This window comes from Thiocapsa sp. UBA6158 (assembly GCF_002423035.1).
Classification (GTDB): domain Bacteria; phylum Pseudomonadota; class Gammaproteobacteria; order Chromatiales; family Chromatiaceae; genus Thiocapsa.
Window position 1 is genome coordinate 14484 of the sequence record NZ_DIUM01000034.1, and the last position, 17762, is coordinate 32245.

The 17762-nt window shown below is 65.6% G+C and carries 18 protein-coding genes and 2 tRNA genes; 9 read left to right on the forward strand and 11 right to left on the reverse strand.

The features are described from left to right. Positions 1 to 213: 213 nt before the first annotated feature. From B4N44_RS05540 to B4N44_RS05550, 3 genes are all read right to left on the reverse strand, one after another. Entirely contained in the window at positions 214 to 1440 is a 1227-nt protein-coding gene (locus tag B4N44_RS05540) for an efflux RND transporter periplasmic adaptor subunit (RefSeq protein WP_296697735.1), read from the reverse strand. A gap of 19 nt (positions 1441 to 1459) precedes the next feature. Beyond that, positions 1460 to 1532, reverse strand: a tRNA-Leu gene (locus tag B4N44_RS05545). A gap of 145 nt (positions 1533 to 1677) precedes the next feature. Further along, positions 1678 to 1751, reverse strand: a tRNA-Cys gene (locus tag B4N44_RS05550). Between the two features lie 183 nt (positions 1752 to 1934). Between B4N44_RS05550 and rpmB the strand changes: the two genes are divergently transcribed. Next, the gene (gene rpmB / locus B4N44_RS05555) at positions 1935 to 2171 is read left to right on the forward strand and encodes a 50S ribosomal protein L28 (protein WP_296697736.1); all 237 of its coding nucleotides are present in this window, start codon (positions 1935 to 1937) and stop codon (positions 2169 to 2171) included. Positions 2172 to 2185: 14 nt separating this feature from the next. Further along, entirely contained in the window at positions 2186 to 2353 is a 168-nt protein-coding gene (gene rpmG, locus B4N44_RS05560; protein ID WP_093034499.1) for a 50S ribosomal protein L33, read from the forward strand. A 213-nt stretch (positions 2354 to 2566) separates the two neighbouring features. On the opposite strand, the gene B4N44_RS05565 is transcribed toward rpmG, so the two are convergent. Beyond that, positions 2567 to 3148: a beta-class carbonic anhydrase gene (locus B4N44_RS05565; protein WP_296697739.1), complete on the reverse strand. Its 582-nt coding sequence runs from the start codon at positions 3146 to 3148 to the stop codon at positions 2567 to 2569. Between the two features lie 248 nt (positions 3149 to 3396). Here B4N44_RS05565 and B4N44_RS05570 point away from each other — a divergent pair, with 248 nt between their 5' ends. From B4N44_RS05570 to B4N44_RS05580, 3 genes are all read left to right on the forward strand, one after another. Next, positions 3397 to 4812: a phospholipase D-like domain-containing protein gene (locus B4N44_RS05570; protein ID WP_296697743.1), complete on the forward strand. Its 1416-nt coding sequence runs from the start codon at positions 3397 to 3399 to the stop codon at positions 4810 to 4812. A gap of 210 nt (positions 4813 to 5022) precedes the next feature. After that, entirely contained in the window at positions 5023 to 6006 is a 984-nt protein-coding gene (locus B4N44_RS05575; RefSeq protein WP_296697749.1) for an MBL fold metallo-hydrolase, read from the forward strand. Positions 6007 to 6044: 38 nt separating this feature from the next. Then, positions 6045 to 8408, forward strand: coding sequence for an ABC transporter permease (locus B4N44_RS05580; RefSeq protein ID WP_296697751.1), 2364 nt, complete (start codon positions 6045 to 6047; stop codon positions 8406 to 8408). Between the two features lie 216 nt (positions 8409 to 8624). Here the strand turns inward: B4N44_RS05580 and B4N44_RS05585 are convergent, their stop codons facing one another. Both B4N44_RS05585 and B4N44_RS05590 read right to left on the reverse strand, forming a co-directional pair. Next, positions 8625 to 8831: a hypothetical protein gene (locus B4N44_RS05585; protein WP_296697754.1), complete on the reverse strand. Its 207-nt coding sequence runs from the start codon at positions 8829 to 8831 to the stop codon at positions 8625 to 8627. Between the two features lie 51 nt (positions 8832 to 8882). Further along, the gene (locus B4N44_RS05590) at positions 8883 to 9047 is read right to left on the reverse strand and encodes a hypothetical protein (RefSeq protein ID WP_296697756.1); all 165 of its coding nucleotides are present in this window, start codon (positions 9045 to 9047) and stop codon (positions 8883 to 8885) included. 239 nt (positions 9048 to 9286) lie between these two features. On the opposite strand from B4N44_RS05590, the gene B4N44_RS05595 reads away from it, so the two are divergent. Beyond that, entirely contained in the window at positions 9287 to 10495 is a 1209-nt protein-coding gene (locus B4N44_RS05595; protein WP_296697758.1) for an efflux RND transporter periplasmic adaptor subunit, read from the forward strand. Between the two features lie 24 nt (positions 10496 to 10519). Here the strand turns inward: B4N44_RS05595 and B4N44_RS05600 are convergent, their stop codons facing one another. The 3 genes from B4N44_RS05600 to B4N44_RS05610 all read right to left on the reverse strand — a co-directional run bounded on the left by B4N44_RS05600 (position 10520) and on the right by B4N44_RS05610 (position 13108). After that, positions 10520 to 10699, reverse strand: a complete 180-nt coding sequence (locus B4N44_RS05600; RefSeq protein WP_296697761.1) for a hypothetical protein — start codon at positions 10697 to 10699, stop codon at positions 10520 to 10522. A 6-nt stretch (positions 10700 to 10705) separates the two neighbouring features. After that, entirely contained in the window at positions 10706 to 11653 is a 948-nt protein-coding gene (locus tag B4N44_RS05605; protein ID WP_296697763.1) for a phosphate acetyltransferase, read from the reverse strand. A 108-nt stretch (positions 11654 to 11761) separates the two neighbouring features. Next, a complete protein-coding gene (locus B4N44_RS05610; RefSeq protein ID WP_296697766.1) occupies positions 11762 to 13108 on the reverse strand; it encodes an FAD-dependent oxidoreductase in 1347 nt (448 codons plus the stop codon). Positions 13109 to 13353: 245 nt separating this feature from the next. On the opposite strand from B4N44_RS05610, the gene B4N44_RS05615 reads away from it, so the two are divergent. Beyond that, positions 13354 to 15096: an FAD-dependent oxidoreductase gene (locus B4N44_RS05615; RefSeq protein WP_296697770.1), complete on the forward strand. Its 1743-nt coding sequence runs from the start codon at positions 13354 to 13356 to the stop codon at positions 15094 to 15096. 72 nt (positions 15097 to 15168) lie between these two features. Further along, positions 15169 to 15522, forward strand: a complete 354-nt coding sequence (locus tag B4N44_RS05620) for a hypothetical protein (protein WP_296697771.1) — start codon at positions 15169 to 15171, stop codon at positions 15520 to 15522. Between the two features lie 192 nt (positions 15523 to 15714). Here the strand turns inward: B4N44_RS05620 and B4N44_RS05625 are convergent, their stop codons facing one another. Beyond that, on the reverse strand, positions 15715 to 16152 hold the full coding sequence (locus B4N44_RS05625; protein WP_296697774.1) for a universal stress protein: 438 nt from the start codon (positions 16150 to 16152) through the stop codon (positions 15715 to 15717). A gap of 204 nt (positions 16153 to 16356) precedes the next feature. On the opposite strand from B4N44_RS05625, the gene B4N44_RS05630 reads away from it, so the two are divergent. After that, positions 16357 to 16938 carry an HdeD family acid-resistance protein gene (locus B4N44_RS05630; protein WP_296697777.1) on the forward strand — a complete coding sequence of 194 codons (582 nt, stop codon included), beginning with the start codon at positions 16357 to 16359 and terminating at the stop codon, positions 16936 to 16938. Here B4N44_RS05630 and B4N44_RS05635 read toward each other — a convergent pair. Then, positions 16935 to 17669, reverse strand: a complete 735-nt coding sequence (locus B4N44_RS05635) for a hypothetical protein (protein ID WP_296697780.1) — start codon at positions 17667 to 17669, stop codon at positions 16935 to 16937. The two genes, B4N44_RS05630 and B4N44_RS05635, sit on opposite strands and share 4 nt — an antisense overlap. Positions 17670 to 17762: the final 93 nt, after the last annotated feature.

Genomic DNA, 17762 nt, shown 5'->3' on the forward strand with positions numbered 1-17762 from the left:
TTGCCCGATCCGGACGGCCCCATCAAGGCGAGAAAATCGCCCTCCGGGATATCCAGGTCGACATGATGCAGGACCTCGATGCGTTGTCGGCCGCGCTCGTAGACCTTGCTGACGGCGCGGATCACGACCAGGGGTTCGGGGCCGCCGGACTCAGGGCTCGGAATGGTGTCGGACATGGGTTCGGGCCGGCGATTCAATCCGATCTGTTCGGCGTCACGGCGTTTCGGCCCCGCCGCTCGGCGACACCCGCATGCCGTCGGCCAACGCGAGAGGCGGGTCGCGCACGACGCGCTCGTCCGCAGCCAGGCCCTGCTCGACGAGGCGTCGATCGCCGATCTCCTCGTCGGGGATCACCTGCCGCTCGCGGACATGATCGCCGTCCAGGACGAAGACGATACTGCCGTCGCCATGCTCGCGGATCGCGCTCGCCGGGATCATCACCCCATCGGTCGCGCCGTCCGAAACCCGGGTGTCGTCCCGAAGAAAGGACACCCGCACGCCCATCTCCGGGATGAGGCGCGGGTCCTTCGTAGCGATCCGGATGCGCACCCGCACCGTCGCCTTGCTGCGGTCAGCCGTGGGGATGATCGCGATCACCGATGCCGGGATCGTCCAGTCCGGATAGGCGTCGAGCACCGCCTGAACAGGTTGATCGGGTCTGACACGATTGATGAATGCCTCGTTGACGTCGACCTCGATCTCGAGCGAGTCCATATCCACGATGGTGCCGATACCGGTACGCGTGAAGCCGCCGCCGGCCGACATCGGCGAAACGATCTCGCCGGGCTGGGCCGCCTTCGCGACGATGACGCCTGCGAAGGGGGCCCGCACGACCGTGTTGTCGTAGGCGACCTGCGCGACCTCGACCTCGGCTTCGGACACCCGAACCTGACTGCGCTGAGCCTCGAGCTGGGCCGAGAGCGTCTCGACCTGCGTGGCGGCGGTTTCGAGCGCCTCCTCCGAGGCCAACTGACGCGAGCGCAGCTCGGTCTGTCGCTGGAGCCCGCGACGGGCTTGCTCAAGTTGAACTTGGATCTCGCCGAGCCGTGCCTGCGCCGCGGCCAGACGAGCACGCGCGAGCTCGAGCTGCGCCTTCGCGTCCGTATCGTCGAGACGCGCAAGCAGCTGGTCCGCTTCGACCTCGACACCTTCCTCGATCAAGACCTCGGCAAGCTTGCCCGAGATCTTGCTCGACACGGTTGCTTGGCGTCGGGCGATGACATAGCCGGTTGCATCCAGGACGGCCGTCGGACCCGCCGTCGGTGCCTGCGCGATCGCGACATCGACCGGGATCGGGCCTTCGGAGACACTATAATAGGTGCCGCCGCCGAGGGCGCCGACGAGGAGAATCGCGAGAATGAGCCAACGCCCGCGGTGACCGCCGCCGTCACGGTCGGCGCGATCGATGTGAAGCTCTTTGAGGGGATCTTGCTCCGACATGAGTCTGTCCGAAGAGGGATGGTGCCCGGGGCGGGAGTCGAACCNNCGAGGGATTTTAAGTCCCTTGCGTCTACCAGTTTCGCCACCCGGGCGCGGCGTGAGGCTTTCGGATGAGTCCGCGTATCGGAGCGCCGTTCGATCCTTGCTGCGGCAAGGGGCGACTCGATCCGAGCAGACGATTGACCGAGCAGACGATCGAGGAAGAATTCCGGGAAGAGTTTCCGCGGAGGTTGATGATGGAGGCTGAGCCCGGAATCGAACCGGGGTGCACGGCTTTGCAGGCCGCTGCATGACCACTCTGCCACTCAGCCCGAGCCCTCAAGTATAGTCGTGCCGCGCGTACTTGTCACGGGCTCCCGATGGTGAAAAACGCATACGCAAATCAGCCGATGACGACGACAAGGAATTTTGCGTTGCGTCGATTCGCGGAAACATGTTAGCTTTCCGCTTCTTTCTACCCCGAAGCACGACCTCCGAATTCTAGGGATTCCGCCATGTCCAAGGTATGCCAGGTCACCGGTAAGCGCCCGATTACCGGCAATAACGTCTCGCACGCGAACAACAAAACGAAGCGGCGTTTTCTGCCCAATCTTCACGATCATCGGTTTTGGGTCGAGAGCGAGAAGCGCTGGGTCAAGCTGCGGGTTTCCACGAAGGGCATGCGCATCATCGACAAGCGCGGTATCGACATCGTGCTCGGCGAGATTCGTGCACGCGGCGACAAGGTCTAACCGGAGGGCACACCATGGCCAAGGCAGCACGCGATAAGATCCGGCTCAATTCCAGCGCCGGCACCGGTCATTTCTATACGACTACCAAGAACAAGCGCAATCAGCCGGGCAAGATGGAGATCAAAAAGTTCGATCCCGTCGTCCGTCAGCACGTCATGTATAAGGAAGGCAAGATCAAGTAGCGCCTTCCATCGCCGCGGAGCCTTCGACTCGTACCGAGTCGCTGCGCTTGCGACGGCACTTTAGAACACGCCCGCGTAAGCGGGTTTTTTTTGGCGCCGGCCTCGGCGTGGAAGGCTTGCCGAGTGATTCGAACGGGTGACTCGGGTCGCGGAGCGCCAAAAGAGGCGTGACTCCGCCGGAGCGGCGTCACGAGAAGATTCGCCCGGCTTGGCTCAAGCCGATGCAGCACCGATGCGAGTCGCTTCCGGCACCTCGACCAGCTTGCCGGTGCGCACGTCGTAGATATAGCCGTAGATCGGGATGTCGCCCGGCACAAGGGGGTGCCGACGGATCCGCTGTACGTCCTCGACGACGCTTTGTGCGTTGTCCTTGATGGTCAGCCAGTCGACGTAATTCCCTTCGGACGAACCCGGCCCCTCGCCGCTGTCGTGCCAGCCGGAGGCATCCACGCTGGCGGTTTTCAGGCTACTGGCGAGCAGACCGCGCATCATCTCGTCGGTGAAGGTCTCCATGCCGCAGTCGGTGTGATGGACGACGAACCACTCTCGGGTCCCGAGCAGCTTGTAGGAGATGACCAGCGAGCGGATCGCATCGTCGCTGGCTCGGCCGCCGGCGTTGCGGATCACATGTGCATCGCCTTCGGCGAGCCCGGCGTATTTGGCCGGGTCGAGGCGCGCGTCCATACAGGTCAGGATGGCGAAATGTCGCCCCGGCGGCATCGGCAAGTTGCCCTTGTCGAAGTCCGCCGCATAGGCGGCGTTGGCGTTCAAGACCTCTTCGAGTGTCTGGCTCATGGTGATCCTCGTCTGGTGGATGCGCCTGTTCTCAAGGGCGATGCGTCGGCGCTCGGTCGAGATGCTCGCCCTTCGAAGAGATGGGGAGATGTGGTGGGTTTTTCGACCGGCGATCGGCACGGCTGAGGATGTCGGCAGGGCGTATCTCGGTCGGATTGGATTACGCGGCCTGACCCTCGGGCGGGCTCGGCCCCATGCCAAAGTACCATCGGCTACGCCAACCCGAGACCTTCAACCGAGATCCGGTCATGAAACGCATCTTGCTCATGCTGCTTGTCCTTGTTCTGGGGACCGGCCTTTACCATGCGTACAAGCCCCTTCCGCCCGGGATCAGCATTTCTGCACCACTGCGCCCGGTGCATGGCGTGGAGTTTCTCGCCGATCACACCTGGGTGGATGCCGAGGGCGAACGGCACACGCGACAGGTCATCTTCGATCGCGTCTTCGAGCTGATCCAGGGCGCAAACAGGCTGCTGGTGCTGGATATGTTTCTGTTCAATGCCATGCAGGAAACGATCACGGAAACCCATCGGCCTCTGTCTCGGGAGCTCACCGAGAACCTGCTGCAACGCATGCGCGACCGGCCGGGGCTCGTGACGGTCATCATCACTGATCCCTTCAACAGCCTCTACGGAGGCGTCGCGGCGCCGCATCTGGACGCGCTCGAGGCGGCGGGTGCGCACCTGATCTATACCGATCTCGGCCGACTGCGCGATCCCAACCCCATCTGGTCGGCGGCATGGCGACTTTGCTGCACCTGGCTCGGCAACGGTACCCGTGGCTGGCTGCCCAATCCGGTGGGCGAAGAGACCGTCACGCTGCGGACCTATCTGGCCTTGCTCAACCTCAAGGCCAATCACCGCAAGACACTCGTGGCCGATGACGGCGATGACTGGGTGGCTCTGGTGACGTCGGCCAATCCACATGACGCGAGCAGCGCCCATGTGAATACGGCTGTGGTCTTTCGCGGCCAAGCGGCACTGGATCTCCTGGACAGCGAAGCCGCCGTGATCCGCTTTTCCGCCGGGCAGGTACCCTTCGAGATCCCGGCCGATCAGGGCGCGTCCGCACAGAGTCGATTACAGGCGCGGATCATCACCGAAAGCCGAATCCGAGAGGCGGCACTCGACACGATCCAGAGCGCGACACGCGGAGATCGGCTCGATATCGCCATGTTCTATTTCTCTCACGAGGGGCTGATCCGGGCCGTCGAGGACGCCGCGGGTCGAGGCGTCGATGTCCGAATCCTGCTCGACCCCAATCGCGATGCCTTCGGCCGAGAGAAGAGCGGAATCCCCAATCGCCAGACCGGGCGACGTTTCCACGACGCCGGAATCCCGGTGCGCTGGTGTCAGACCACCGGGGAGCAATGTCACGCCAAGCAGCTTGTGCTGGAGCGCGCCGATGGCCAAGCCGCGCTCATCACCGGGTCGTCGAATTTCACCCGACGGAATCTGGACGACTTCAACCTGGAGACGAATGTCCTTTTCGTGGGTCCGGCGGATGATCCATTCCTAAACGCAGCCCTGACCTGGTTCGAGCAACGCTGGTGCAACGAGCCGGATTGGCAGGTTTCCGATCCCTACGACACTTGGGAGGATCGCTCCGCGGTGCGGTCTCTTCAGGCATGGGTCGGAGAGTATCTCGGCTGGTCCAGTTTCTAGCGGCTGGTCGGCGGGCGGAACCGCGAGCTCCGATCGGTACATTCAGGCGCGAGGAGGAACCTTAAGCCGGGAGGACGGTTCTCGCAACGCGCGACAGTGTTGCACTCGCTGCCTGCCTTACCCGAGGTCTGAATCACGCCGGTCTCGCAATGCTCCCGGACCGCCGCTGCGGTATAAAGCCATTTTGGTTCAACGTGAGGATGCTTACCCATGCCGCTTGATCGAATCCCGCACGGGCCCTCGTGGCCGATCGCCCTGCTCTCCTGCCTGATGCTCGCCCTCGCCTTCCCCGCCCTGGCGGATCGCGGCCCGGACCTGCCGGACTTCCCGGCGGAGCAGGTCGCCCCCGGTCTCTATGTGATCCACGGACCGGTGGACTATCCCACCCCCGAGAACCAGGGGTTCATGAACAACCCGGCCTTCTTGGTCACGAAGTCAGGCGTGATCGTCGTGGATCCGGGCTCAAGTGTGCAAACCGGGGAGATGGTCCTGCGCCAGATCCGCAAGGTGACCGACAAACCCTTGCTGGCGGTGCTGAACACGCATATCCACGGGGACCATTGGCTGGGCAATCAGGCGATGCTGGCCGCAGCCCCGCAGGTGCCGATCTACGGGCATCCCGAGATGCTGAAGCTGGTCGCCGAAGGGGCCGGCGAGGAGTGGGTCCAACGCATGCTGAGCGCCACCGAAGGCGCCACCGAAGGAACGCTCGCCAAGGGTCCGACACATGCGCTCGAAGGTGGCGAGACCCTTTCGATCGGAGGGCTTACTGTCAAGACCCACTATTTCCCGCACGTGCACAGCACCTCGGACCTGATGTTCGAGATCCCGGAGCTGGACGCTCTGTTCCTGGGCGACAACGCCTGCAACGGGCGCATCGTGCGCATGGACGACGGATCCTTCATCGGCAGCATCAATGCGTTGGATGGGGTCAAAGCCACGGTGACGGCGAGTGTGCTGATTCCGGGACACGGCCAAACCGGCGGCTGGGAGATCGTCGATGACTACCGCGCCTATCTGACAGGGGTCTATGACGGGGTCGCGGCCTTGTACGAGAGCGGCGGCAGCGACTTCGAGATGCGTCCGATCATCGCCGAGCAGCTTGCCCGCTTCAAGGACTGGCCGGGCTTCGAAGAGGAATTGGGCAAGCACGTCTCGCTCGCCTATCTGGAGGTCGAAGCGGACGCGTTCTGAGCGGATCGGGTTCCCGATCGCGTCGCCGAGGTCGACCGATGCGAGCACTGCACACCAAGCTCCTGCGCGATCTCTTCGACATGAAGGGACAGGTCGCCGCCATCGCGGTGGTGATCGCCGCGGGTGTGATGGTGCTCATCCTGTCCGTGACCACGCTCGACGCACTGCGCCTGTCGCAGGCCCGGTTCTACGACGGCCATCATTTCGCCCATGTCTTCGCAACCCTCAAGCGCGCCCCGGAGGGTCTGGCGGCGCGTCTGCGCGAGATCCCAGGGGTCAACCAGGTCGAGACGCGGGTTCAGGCACCGGTGCGCCTGGAGGTTGCGGGTTTCGACGAGCCGGTCCGCGGTCTGTTGCTCTCGATCCCGGACGGCCGTCAGCCGGGGCTGAATCGTCTGTATCTGCGCGAGGGCACACTGCCCGAGCCGGACCGATCGGACCAGGTGGTGCTGAGCGAGCCCTTCGCCGAGGCACAGGGTCTGCGGGCAGGCGATCGGTTGAAGGCGATCATCAACGGCCGTCTCCAAACCCTCACCGTCAGCGGTGTGGCCCTGTCGCCCGAGTTCGTCTATCAGGTGGGACCGGCGGACATCTTGCCGGACTACAAACGCTTTGCGGTCCTTTGGATAAACCGCCGAGCGCTGGCCCACGCCATGGACATGGACGGGGCCTTCAACAGCGTCCTGTTGTCGCTCCAGGCCGGGGCCGACGAGGCGACCGTCATCGAGGCGCTGGACCTGCATCTGGCCCGCTACGGCGGCATCGGCGCCATGGGTCGCGAGGAGCAGGTGTCGCATCGCTTCCTGTCCGAGGAACTCGACCAGCTGCGCGTGATGGCCATCGTGCTGCCCGCCATCTTCCTCTCCGTCGCGGCCTTCCTGTTGAATCTGCTGATGGGGCGGATCATCCAGACCCAACGCGGGCAGATCGCGATCCTCAAGGCATTCGGCTACGGCAACCGGGACTTCGCCGCGCACTACGGGCTGCTGACCGGACTCATCGTGGTCGTGGGGTCGGTGCTCGGGATCGCCCTCGGCGCTTGGGCGGCCGACGGGATGGCAGGCGTCTACGCCGAATACTACCGTTTCCCGGAGACGAGCTTCCGCCTTGAGCCTCGGTTCGTTGCTCTGGCGCTGCTGGTCTCCGCGTGTGCAGCGGCGTTGGGCACGGTTCGCGCCGTGGGTCGTGCGGTCGCGATGCCGCCCGCGGAGGCGATGCGCCCGCCCGCGCCCCGGCGTTTTCATGCCTCCTGGCTGGAAAGCTCCGCGCTCGGTCGGCGACTGGATCAGCCGAGCCGGATCATCCTGCGCAACCTCCTGCGCCATCGCACCAAGGCCCTGCTCTCGATGATCGGAATCGGGCTGTCCGGCGGACTCCTGCTGCTCGGGAGCTATCAGTTCGGTGCGGTCGACCACCTGCTCGACATCCAATACCGGCTGGTGATGAACATGGATGTCCATCTCAGCTTCACCGACCCCACACCCGAGCGCTCGCTGGCGGAGCTGCGCACCCTGCCCGGCGTGGCCTATGCGGAGGGCTACCGCAGCGTACCCGTGCGCCTGATCAACGGGACCCGAGACTACCGCACCAGCATTCAAGGCCTGGAGCCGCAGCCGCGTCTGCGCGGTTTGCTCGACGCCGACCACCGCCCGATCCGCCTGCCGCCCGAGGGCCTCCTGATGACCCGCTTCCTGGCGGAAGACCTCGGGCTCGCACCCGGCGATGCGCTCGAGGTCGAGATCATGGAAGGGCATCGCCGGACCCTTCGGGTCGCGCTGGCCGGCACCGTCGACGAGCCGATCGGCGTGAGCGCCTACATGGAGCGGCGTGCCCTGAACCGACTGATGGGCGAAGGCCCCGCACTCTCCGGTGCCTGGCTGATGACCGACGCCGCGCAGCACGACCGGCTCTTCGCGCGTCTTTGGGAGGTGCCGCGCGTCGCCGGCATCGGCCTGATTGCGGATGCGGAGCGCCAATTCCGCGACTACATCGACGACACCGTGCTGGTGACGATGGGCATCCTGCTGTTGATGGCCGGCTCCATCACCTTCGCCGTGGTCTACAACAACGCCCGTATCGCCTTCTCGGAGCGCTCACGCGAGCTGGCCACGCTCCGGGTCCTCGGCTTCAGCCGCGCGGAGGTGGGCTGGATCCTCATCGGCGAGATCACCGCTCTGGCCCTTTTGGCCATCCCGCTGGGCTGGCTGATGGGCACCGGGTTCGCCGCGCTGCTCAGCACGGCCATGGCGATGGACATGTTCCGGGTGCCTTTCATCATCAGCCCGCAGACCTATGCCTTCTCCGCCGCCGGTGTGCTGCTGGCCACGGTGCTGTCGGTGCTCGCAATTGTACGACTGCTGGGGCGGCTGGATATGATTGCGGCGTTGAAGAGTATCGAGTAGGGCTGAACCGCGTCCGGAGCGACCGATATCGGTTCGTGATGTCGTCGACCTCCGCGCGGCTCAAGACGCCGGCGGTGACGCGATTTAGGATGAGGAATTCGGTTCAATGGCTTAGCCGGGTTTGGCTTGTAGGTTGTGCCGACGATGGGCAGCACAGCTTGCGACGACGGTTGGATGTGCCTCGCACGGCTTGGTGCAACGCCTTGCGGAATGCACCTAAGCCGCATCTGCCGGCGCCTGCAGACGCACATCGAGATGTATGGCGGCGAATGGACAAAGGACCTTAGGGTCGCGGGTCTGCTCCACTAGACCCGACTCAGCCAGCTTGGGCATGTCTTCGCGGAGGCGTTCGAAGTCGCTGCCGGTTAGCCTCGCCAGCTCTGGCTCGCCGAGTGATCCGGCACCCAGCAGCGCTTGCAGCATCGCTCAGCGCTGCGCGCAGAGCGGAGCGCCAATCCGGTGAAACCGTGATCGTTAGCGTGCATTTCGCCGTCGTTCGACCTCCACGATGAAATCCGTGATCAATTGATCCACGTCGGTGAAGCTAGAAGGCCGCTCGATTCCCGCAAGGTGAGAGTGATCACCCTTGCCGCGCTCGTTGTCGAAACCGACGATGCGCTGCCCCTTCACGACGAACACCAGACGATACTTGTAAGGATGGCGGCACGGGCCGCGGCAAACGCCAAACCACCAACTCGACGATCCCGCCTTCCGGTGTAACATCTTTAAGAAGCGGTCATCAGCTCGGCGTGCATATCAGTGTGGTGGACTGCCGGAGTGAAGAGGATCAAGGGTCCAATCGACGCGACCGGTCTGCCAGTCGATCGGACAAATTTAGTCCGAGCCGGGCCGATTGAACATCGTGCAACGAGATCTCCATGTCTCTGAGTAAGAAGCTGATCACCGGATTCATCGGCCTCACCATCTTGGGCTTGCTGGCGCTCGCCCTGATGCCGTCTCCCGTGCCGGTCAGCGCGACCCGGGTTCGCCAGGACGTCTTCGTCGAGTCGATCGAGGACGAGGGTCGCACACGCCTGCGCGATGTCTATAGCGTCTCCGCGCCGATCAGCGGCTATCTGCGCCGCGTGAGGCTCGAGCCCGGTGACAAGGTCGCCGCCGATCAGGTGCTGTTCGAGCTGGAGCCCTTGCCGGCGCCGGCACTCGACGCGCGCTCGCGCGGCCAGGCGCGCGAAGCGCTCGCCGCAGCACAAGCTCACTTGGAGGAGGCGGAGGCAAACCTCTCGGCCCGACAGACCGAATACGAGCTGGCACGCACCGAATACGACCGCAGCGAGACACTGCACCGGCGCCAACTCGTCTCGTCCGAGGAGCGGGGCCGACGGCTCGCTCAGCGCGACGCTGCCGACGCCTCCGCACGCGCCGCGCGGCATTCGGTGGAGGTCGCCCGTTTCGAGCTCGAATCGGCCCGCGCACTCGTGGAGATCGCCGACGGCAAGCGCTCGCCGGGCGACTACCCGGTCCTGGGTGTCCGCTCCCCGATCGACGGGGTCGTGACTCAACGTCATCGCTGCTGCGAAGGGCCGGCGCAGTCCGGCGAGGCGGTGCTGGAGATCGGCGATCTGGATGCACTGGAGGTCAAGGTCGACCTGCTGTCGGTCGACGCCGTGCGTGTGCGGCCCGGGATGCGGGTGATCCTGGAACGCTGGGGCGGCGAGGATGCGCTCGAGGGTCGGGTTCGGCTCGTCGAGCCTGCCGGCTTCGAGAAGATCTCTGCCCTGGGCGTGGAAGAGCAACGGGTATCGGTTTGGGTCGAGATCGTCACGCCGCGCGCTCGATGGCGTTATCTCGGCGACGGCTATCGGGTGGAGGCACGCTTTATCCTCTGGAAAGGCGAGGACGTGGTCCAGATCCCGACCAGTGCGCTCTTTCGGCACCGTGACCGCTGGGCGGTCTTCGTTGCCGATCAGGGTCGGGCGCGCCTGCGATTGGTCGAGGTCGGACGGCGCAGCGGTCTTTGGACCCAGATCACCATGGGGCTTGAGCCGGGCGAGATCGTCGTCACCCATCCGGGTGATCGGGTGCACGATCGCCGACGCATCGCGGCCGAGATTCGGCCTTACGCGTAATGGCCATCCGCGCAAGGGCTTTTTTCAATGTCCCGACACAGGCTCTGGATCGCCAGTCCCGATTTCGTCCAGGACGAAGGCATCCTCCAGGCGTTGCAGCTCGCCGCGATCAGGGGTGTAGACAGGCCTAGTCTCCTGCCGATGAAGCCGGATCAATACCGAGTCTGGCTCGTCTCCTTCGCCCTGCTCAAGAAGCTGGATCATCCCAATCTAAATCCTCCCCTCGATCGCTGCGGTCTCCTTGCGCCGGTGGGCCACCAACGCCGCGACGGCACAAGACGCGAGGCGGCTCTGGACCGAGTCGGCGCGACTGGTGAGCGTGATCGGTACGCGCGCGCCAAGGACGATGCCGGCGGAGTCTGCGTTCATCAGAAAGGCGAGGCTTTTGGCGAGCAGATTGCCGGCTTCCAGATCGGGCACGACCAGGATGTCGGCGTGCCCCGCAACGCGCCCTCCAATCCCTTTGATCCGTGCCGCCTCCGGGCTGATGGCGTTGTCGAGCGCGAGCGGTCCGTCGAGGATCCCGCCGGTGATCTGACCGCGGTCGGCCATCTTACAGAGGGCGGCGGCCTCCACGGTCGACTGGAGCTTGGGGTTGACCTTCTCCATCGCGGACAGGATGGCGACCTTGGGGGTCTCGATGCCAAGTGCGCGCGCGAGATCGATCGCGTTCTGAAGGATATCGACCTTCTCCTCCAGGGTCGGGAAGATGTTGATCGCCGCGTCCGTGATGAAGAGGACGTTCGTATGACCCGGCACGTCCATGACGAAGCAATGACTCAGACGCCGCGCGGTGCGCAGTCCGGTATCGCGCTTCACCACCGGGCCGAGCAGCTCGTCCGTACTGAGCGAACCTTTCATCAGCATCTCGGCACGACCCTCGCGCACCAGGGCAACGGCCTTCTCGGCGGAGGCGTGGCTGTGCTCGGCATCCACGATCTCGTAGGGCGAGAGGTCGATCCCCGCATCCGACGCGGCGGCGAGGATCTTCTTGCGTGGCCCGACCAGAATCGGCGTGATGATGCCCGCCTTCGCGGCATCGACGGCCCCGCCCAGCGCCGCGGCGTTGCAGGGATGGGCGAGCGCGGTCGGCGCCGGCGGAATCGTTTCGACGGAGAAGATCAGACGCTGGAAATTGGTGTGCGTAGCGGTGTTCATGACGGCGGGCCCCTTGGACTTGAATCAGCTGGCGGAGGTTGGGTTCCGGAACCGCGCCGACGCGGGCGGTCACGGAGCCGGCCGACGCTGGCGCCGCCGGTCGCCTCCTCAGTCGAGCGCCTTGCTCAACTGCGACGCGGCAATCAGCAAGGGCGACCAAGAGGGACCGAACGGCGGCGCGTAAGCCAGGTCCATGTCGTAGATCTGCTCGGCGGTCATGCCGGCGTGGATCGCCGCCGCGGCGGTGTCGATCTTGTGCGCGGCCGCCTCGGGGCCGACCATGCAGCAGCCGAGCAGCTTGCGCGTCTTGCGATCGCCGATCAGCCAGACCGAGAGCTTGCCGCCGCCCGGATAGTAGCCGGCACGTGTCGCGCCGACGATCTCGGCGGTTGCCGTGTCGAATCCGGCCGCGTCGGCCTCCTCGCTCGACAGCCCGGTGCGTGCGACCTCGAGCCCGAAGAACTTGAACACGGCCGTGCCGAGCACAGGCGGCGCCGGGCGCTTCAGGCCGAAGACGTTGTCGCCGGCGAGCTTGCCGGCACGATTGGCACGCAGCGCGAGCGGAAACCAAACCGACTCCCCGGTGATGGCATGGAGCGCGTCGGCGCAGTCCCCGGCCGCATAGATGTGCTCGTCGGAGGTGCACAGATAGTCGTCCACCGCGATCGACCCGGCAGCCCCGAGCGCCAGCCCAGCCGCCGATGCCAGCTCGGACTCGGGTCGAACGCCGGTCGCGACCAGCACCAGATCGGCCTCGAGTGTGGCCTCGGAGGTCTCGACCGCGATGCCCGAGCCGCTTCGCTCGATCGCCTCGACCCGCGTGTCCAGCAGCATCTCGACCCCGTGCGCCTTGGCCTCCTCGAGAACGCGCGCCCGCAGGGTCTCGGGCAGCCAGGGCAGGACCTCGGGCAGGGCCTCCACCACGGTCACCTCGGCGCCCATCTCCCGGAAGTTCTCGGTTGCTTCCAGCCCGATATAGCCGGCGCCGATGACCACCACACGCTTGGGCGGATGCGCCGCCATGGCCGCCTTGATGGTCCGTCCGTCCTCGATTGTCTTGAGCGGATAGGCGCCCTGCCCCCGGAGGGTCTCGAGCCCCTTGATCGGCGGCGCCCAGACCCGCGCACCCGTGCAGATGATCAGCTTGTCGTAGCCGAGCACGAAATCGCCCTCGGTGTTGCGACCGCCGACCTCGCGCCGGCTCGGGTCGATCTTGCGCACCTCATGACCGAGACGCACGTCGATCTTGCGCTCCTCGCGAAAACGCTGCGCGGAGATGACGAGCAGGTCGTCCATGTCCGTGTCCGGGGGAAGCTTGTAGGGCAGTCCGCAGGCGCCGTAGGAGACGTCCTGTGTCTTCTCCAGAACCAGGATCTCGGCGTCCGGACGGGTCCGTCTGGCTTGACTTGCCGCGCTCATGCCCGCGGCAACACCGCCGATGATCACTACTCTCATACTCGCTCCTCGACGCCGCTCGGTTCTGTTCGGTTGCCGCGCCGATGGTAGCGACCGAGCGGACGACCGACAAGGTCATGGTGTCCCCGGGGGCGCCCGGACTGCCCTGCGGCCGAAACAAACCATCGCTTGCGAGCGACCGGCGCTCGATCCGTGTTTCCGGTAAGATCCATCCGTCGACATCGACATGATTTCATCTTGAATAAATAGACTTTTTGCATGAACCACGACAGGAGAACCCAGCGGTGACAACCAGGACACAGGCGCACGACTCCCCGAGAATCCTAATCGTCGGCGGTGTGGCGGGCGGCGCATCGGCAGCCGCGCGGGCCCGTCGAGTCAACGAGCGTGCCCGAATCGTCATGTTCGAGCGCGACCCCTACGTGTCCTTCGCCAACTGCGGTCTACCCTATTTCATCGGCGGCGAGATCGCCGATCGCGCACAACTCCTGGTCGCGACGCCGGAGCTGTTTCGCGATCGGTTTCTGATCGACGCACGCATCCGCCACGAGGTGATCGCCATCCACCGAGAGACCAAGCGGGTGCTGGTGAAGAATCTCGACACCGGCGAACAGTACGGGGAGGGCTACGACAAACTCATCCTCTCGCCCGGTGCCGCACCGATCGTGCCGCCGATCCCGGGTGCGACGGCACGAGGTGTCTTCAGCCTGCGCAACCTCGGGGACATGGACCGGATCATCGCCGGGATGGAACACGCGAAAGAGGCCGTCGTGGTCGGTGCGGGCTACATCGGTCTGGAGGTCGCGGAGCAGTTCGTCCATCGGGGTCTGAAGGTCACGGTCGTGGAGCTGCAGAACCAGGTCATGCCCTTCTTCGATCCTGAGATCGCCGAGCCGCTCCACCGCGAGAGCGAGCGCCACGGGGTGCGACTCGAGCTCGGCCGCGGTGTCGCCGCGATCGAGGAGGCCGACGGGGCCGTGACCGGCGTGACCCTCGCCGACGGGACACGCCTGGCCGCGGACCTGGTGCTGATGAGTGTCGGCGTGCGCCCGAACGTGGCACTCGCGGTGGATGCCGGCCTGACCATCGGGTCCAGCGGCGGCATCGCTACCGACGCCTACATGCGCACCTCGGATCCGGACATCTATGCGGTCGGGGATGCCGCCGAATACGCCTTCGGTCCGACCGGGGAGCGCATGCGTGTCCCGCTGGCCGGCATCGCCAATCGCACCGGTCGGCTGGCCGGCGAGCATGCCGCAACGGGGACCTCCCGCCCGGCTCCGGCGGCCTGGAGCACCTCGGTCGTGCGCGTCTTCGGCTACGCCGCGGGGATCGCGGGTCTGTCGCTGCACGCGGCACGGAGGGCCGGATTCGATGCGCGCGCGGTCCACATCGTTTCCTACCACCACGCGAGCTACTATCCCGGGGCGGCGCCGATCGGCATCAAGCTGGTCTACGAGACGGGCACGGGACGCGTGCTCGGCGCGCAGGTCGTCGGCGCCGCGGGTGTGGACAAGCGGCTCGACGTCGTCGCGACCCTGATTCACTTCAAGGGCACGATCGAGGATCTCGGGGCGCTGGATCTCGCCTACGCACCGCCCTTCGGCTCGGCCAAGGATCCGCTGCACATGGCCGCCTTCGTCGCACAGAACGATCTCGACGGGCTCGCACCGCTGATCCAGCCGGACGCGGATCTCTCCGCCTTCCAGGTCGTGGATGTCCGGGAGGCGGCGGAGCTCGAAGAGTTACCCCTGTGCGACGCACCCCACGCCAAACACATCCGGCTCGACGATCTGCGCGACCGTCTCGGCGAACTCGACCCCGCCCTGCCCACGGTGGTCTCCTGCCGCGGCGGGCAGCGCGCCTATGCCGCCGTGCGCATCCTGGCGCAGCACGGATTCTCTGAGGTCTACAATCTCTCCGGCGCGGCGGCGATGCGGGATTTTGCGCTAAACCGTCTCTCCGGTGCCGAGCCCGCAACGCATGTCGAGCTGCCGCGTCCCGAACACCTGGTCGACCAGCCCTGACCGGGCGGCTTGCCGGATCCTCCGATCCTTCTATCGTTCGTCCCTCACTCTCCTGGACCGGCGTAACAGCCGATGCAGGCCATCACGACCGGAGAGACCACGCATGCTCCATCTCGATCTTCCGACGACCGACGAGCTCGCCGACCCGGCGACCCGGCGCCACGACATCGCGGTGTCCATCATCCTGCCACCACGCCGATCAGCACCGAAACGGATGCGGATCGCATCCTGCTCAAGAATCTGACCAAGGAGGCGCTGAGTCAGTTGGAGGCGACAGGAGCAAACAAACGGCGCATCAACGACCTGATCGAGGAGCTGGACGATCTCGTCGAGGACGACGAGCTCCGGCGCTTCCAAGCGCATGGCCTGGTCGTCTTCGCGACGCCGTACAATCTGCGCACCTTGACGAGATCGCACGCCGTGTGATCCTGTCCGACGGCGAGGTGTCGAGCGTGTGCGCGCAGGATATCCCGGAAGGCACGGCGCTCGCGGCGATCCCGCGGTACGCCCTCTGCGAGCGACAGCGGCCGGGTTTGAGCCGCCTGCCTCCTGCCGCCAGATCAGCCGAATCGAAGCCGGTGGCTGGGCGCCGAGAGCCGGCGGCCGGCGGCCGGCGGTTCAGCTCACCACCGTGACCGGCCGATGCGCCGTGCGGATCACCGCATCCGACACACTGCCGATGATCAGCTTCTGTACCTTACCGAGACCCCTGCGGCCCATCACGATCAAGGCGTCGGTGGCCTCCGCGGCGGCGACGATCTTCTCGCGCGGCTCGCCCCAGACGCTCTTCTCTTCGATCGTCAGATCGTCCGCATTGCCGATCGCCTCCCGTGCCTTGCCGAAGGCGATGTTGGCCGCTTCATGACTGATCGCGTCGATCTCCGTGCGCGGGCGATGCGCCATGCCCAAGAGCTCGTTGCTGGTCGGGGAGAACACGTGCAGCAGCTGAATCGGGGAGTCCGTGGCACGCGCCAGATCGGCGGCGAACACGGCAGCGCGACCGGCACCCTCCGAACCATCCACCGGAACGATGATGAGGTTGTAGTGTGAAACCATGTGGGTAGAACCTCCTTTGCACTTGAGAATCGAGCTGGCTGCAACGTCCGGATCGAACAGGCGTCACTGAAATCGGAATAGGCCGACAGGGCGGACCGGCGTATGCTCTCGCGGCGGCTCCGGACCCGCCGTTACCGCGATCCGAGCCCTTCACCGGCTTCGACACAGCCTACCGGACCAAGTGCCATTATTAGGAGATCACGCATGGCGAACGACCAGAATATGCCCGTCTCGCAGCACCCCCTGTTCGGCGATCTGAGCCGCAATTGGGGATGGCTTCTCGCATTCGGTATCCTCTCCATCATCCTCGGCACGGTCGGCATGGGGATGACGTTCGGCCTCACGCTCGTCAGCGTCGTGTTCTTCGGGGCACTGCTGATCGTCGGCGGAACCCTTCAGCTCGTCGATGCCTTCAAATGCCAAGGTTGGAAGGGTGCACTCTGGCACATCTTGATCGCCCTGCTCTACATCGCGGGCGGATTGCTGATCGTCGTCGATCCGGGTCTTGCCTCCGAAACCCTCACGTTGGCGCTGGCCGGAGTACTCATCGCCGTCGGCGTGTCGCGTGCCATCATGGCCCTACAACATCGGGGACAGAGCGGCTGGGGCTGGCTGGTGCTGTCGGGCCTGATCTCGATCGCGCTCGGCGCCATGATCATCGCAAAGTGGCCGATGTCCGGCATGTGGGTCATCGGCCTTTTTGTCGCCATCGAGCTGATCTTCAACGGCTGGGCCTATCTGTTCGTCGCGCTCGCCGCGCGTCGCGCCGGGCAGCTCGCACGCTAGCGCGCCCAACCCTGCGGCGGCGGATAGCCGTTCGCCGGCGCCGCGGGGCGTTCGTACCCGGGCACCGGATAGGCTTGATAGGGGCCGGGAGCGTACCGGGACGGTGCGCCGGGGAACTGCCGATACACCGTGGGAGGCGCCTGATGGTGCGGATACACCGGGGCGTAACCTTGCACGGGCATCGGCATGTAGCCCGGCGCAACCGGCGGCGCGGGGGGCGGTGTCTCGGCGGTCACGGCGGGGCCGGTCGTCCGAAGCTCCTCGGACGGCATCGACGACTCGGACGGCGCTGCAACCGCCCCGACCGCCTCGCTCGATCCGGGCAGTGTCTCGATCGGATCCGCGGAGACGGCGGCCCGGGCTTCGGCCTGATCCGTAGAGAGGTCGGGCGGCAGCTCGGTCGACGCATCCGACGCCGCAGCCACATCGGTCGACCCCGCATCGGACGCAGACGCTTCGGCGATGCCGCCATCGGCGGAGGACTCGACCGGTGTCGACTCGCCAGCCGGCGCTTCAGTCGAAGCGAACGCGGTCTCGGCAGCGGGCGCGGCAACAACAGGCTCGGCGAGGGTCACCCGCCCGACCGGCGCGATCCGGTCCGCGACCAGAGGATCGGCCGCAACAGCCTGGTCCGGCGAGCCCGCGAAATAGAAGTCGACGAGGTACACATAGAGCGACCCCATCAGCGTCGCCACCACGACCGAGACGACGAAGAGCCGTTCGTAATTCACCCGCCCCAATCTCTTAAACAGTCCTTCAAGCCGCCCAACGATCGCTTGCATCGACAACGTCCTCAATCGCGATTCTTGATGCCCCGCCACCAT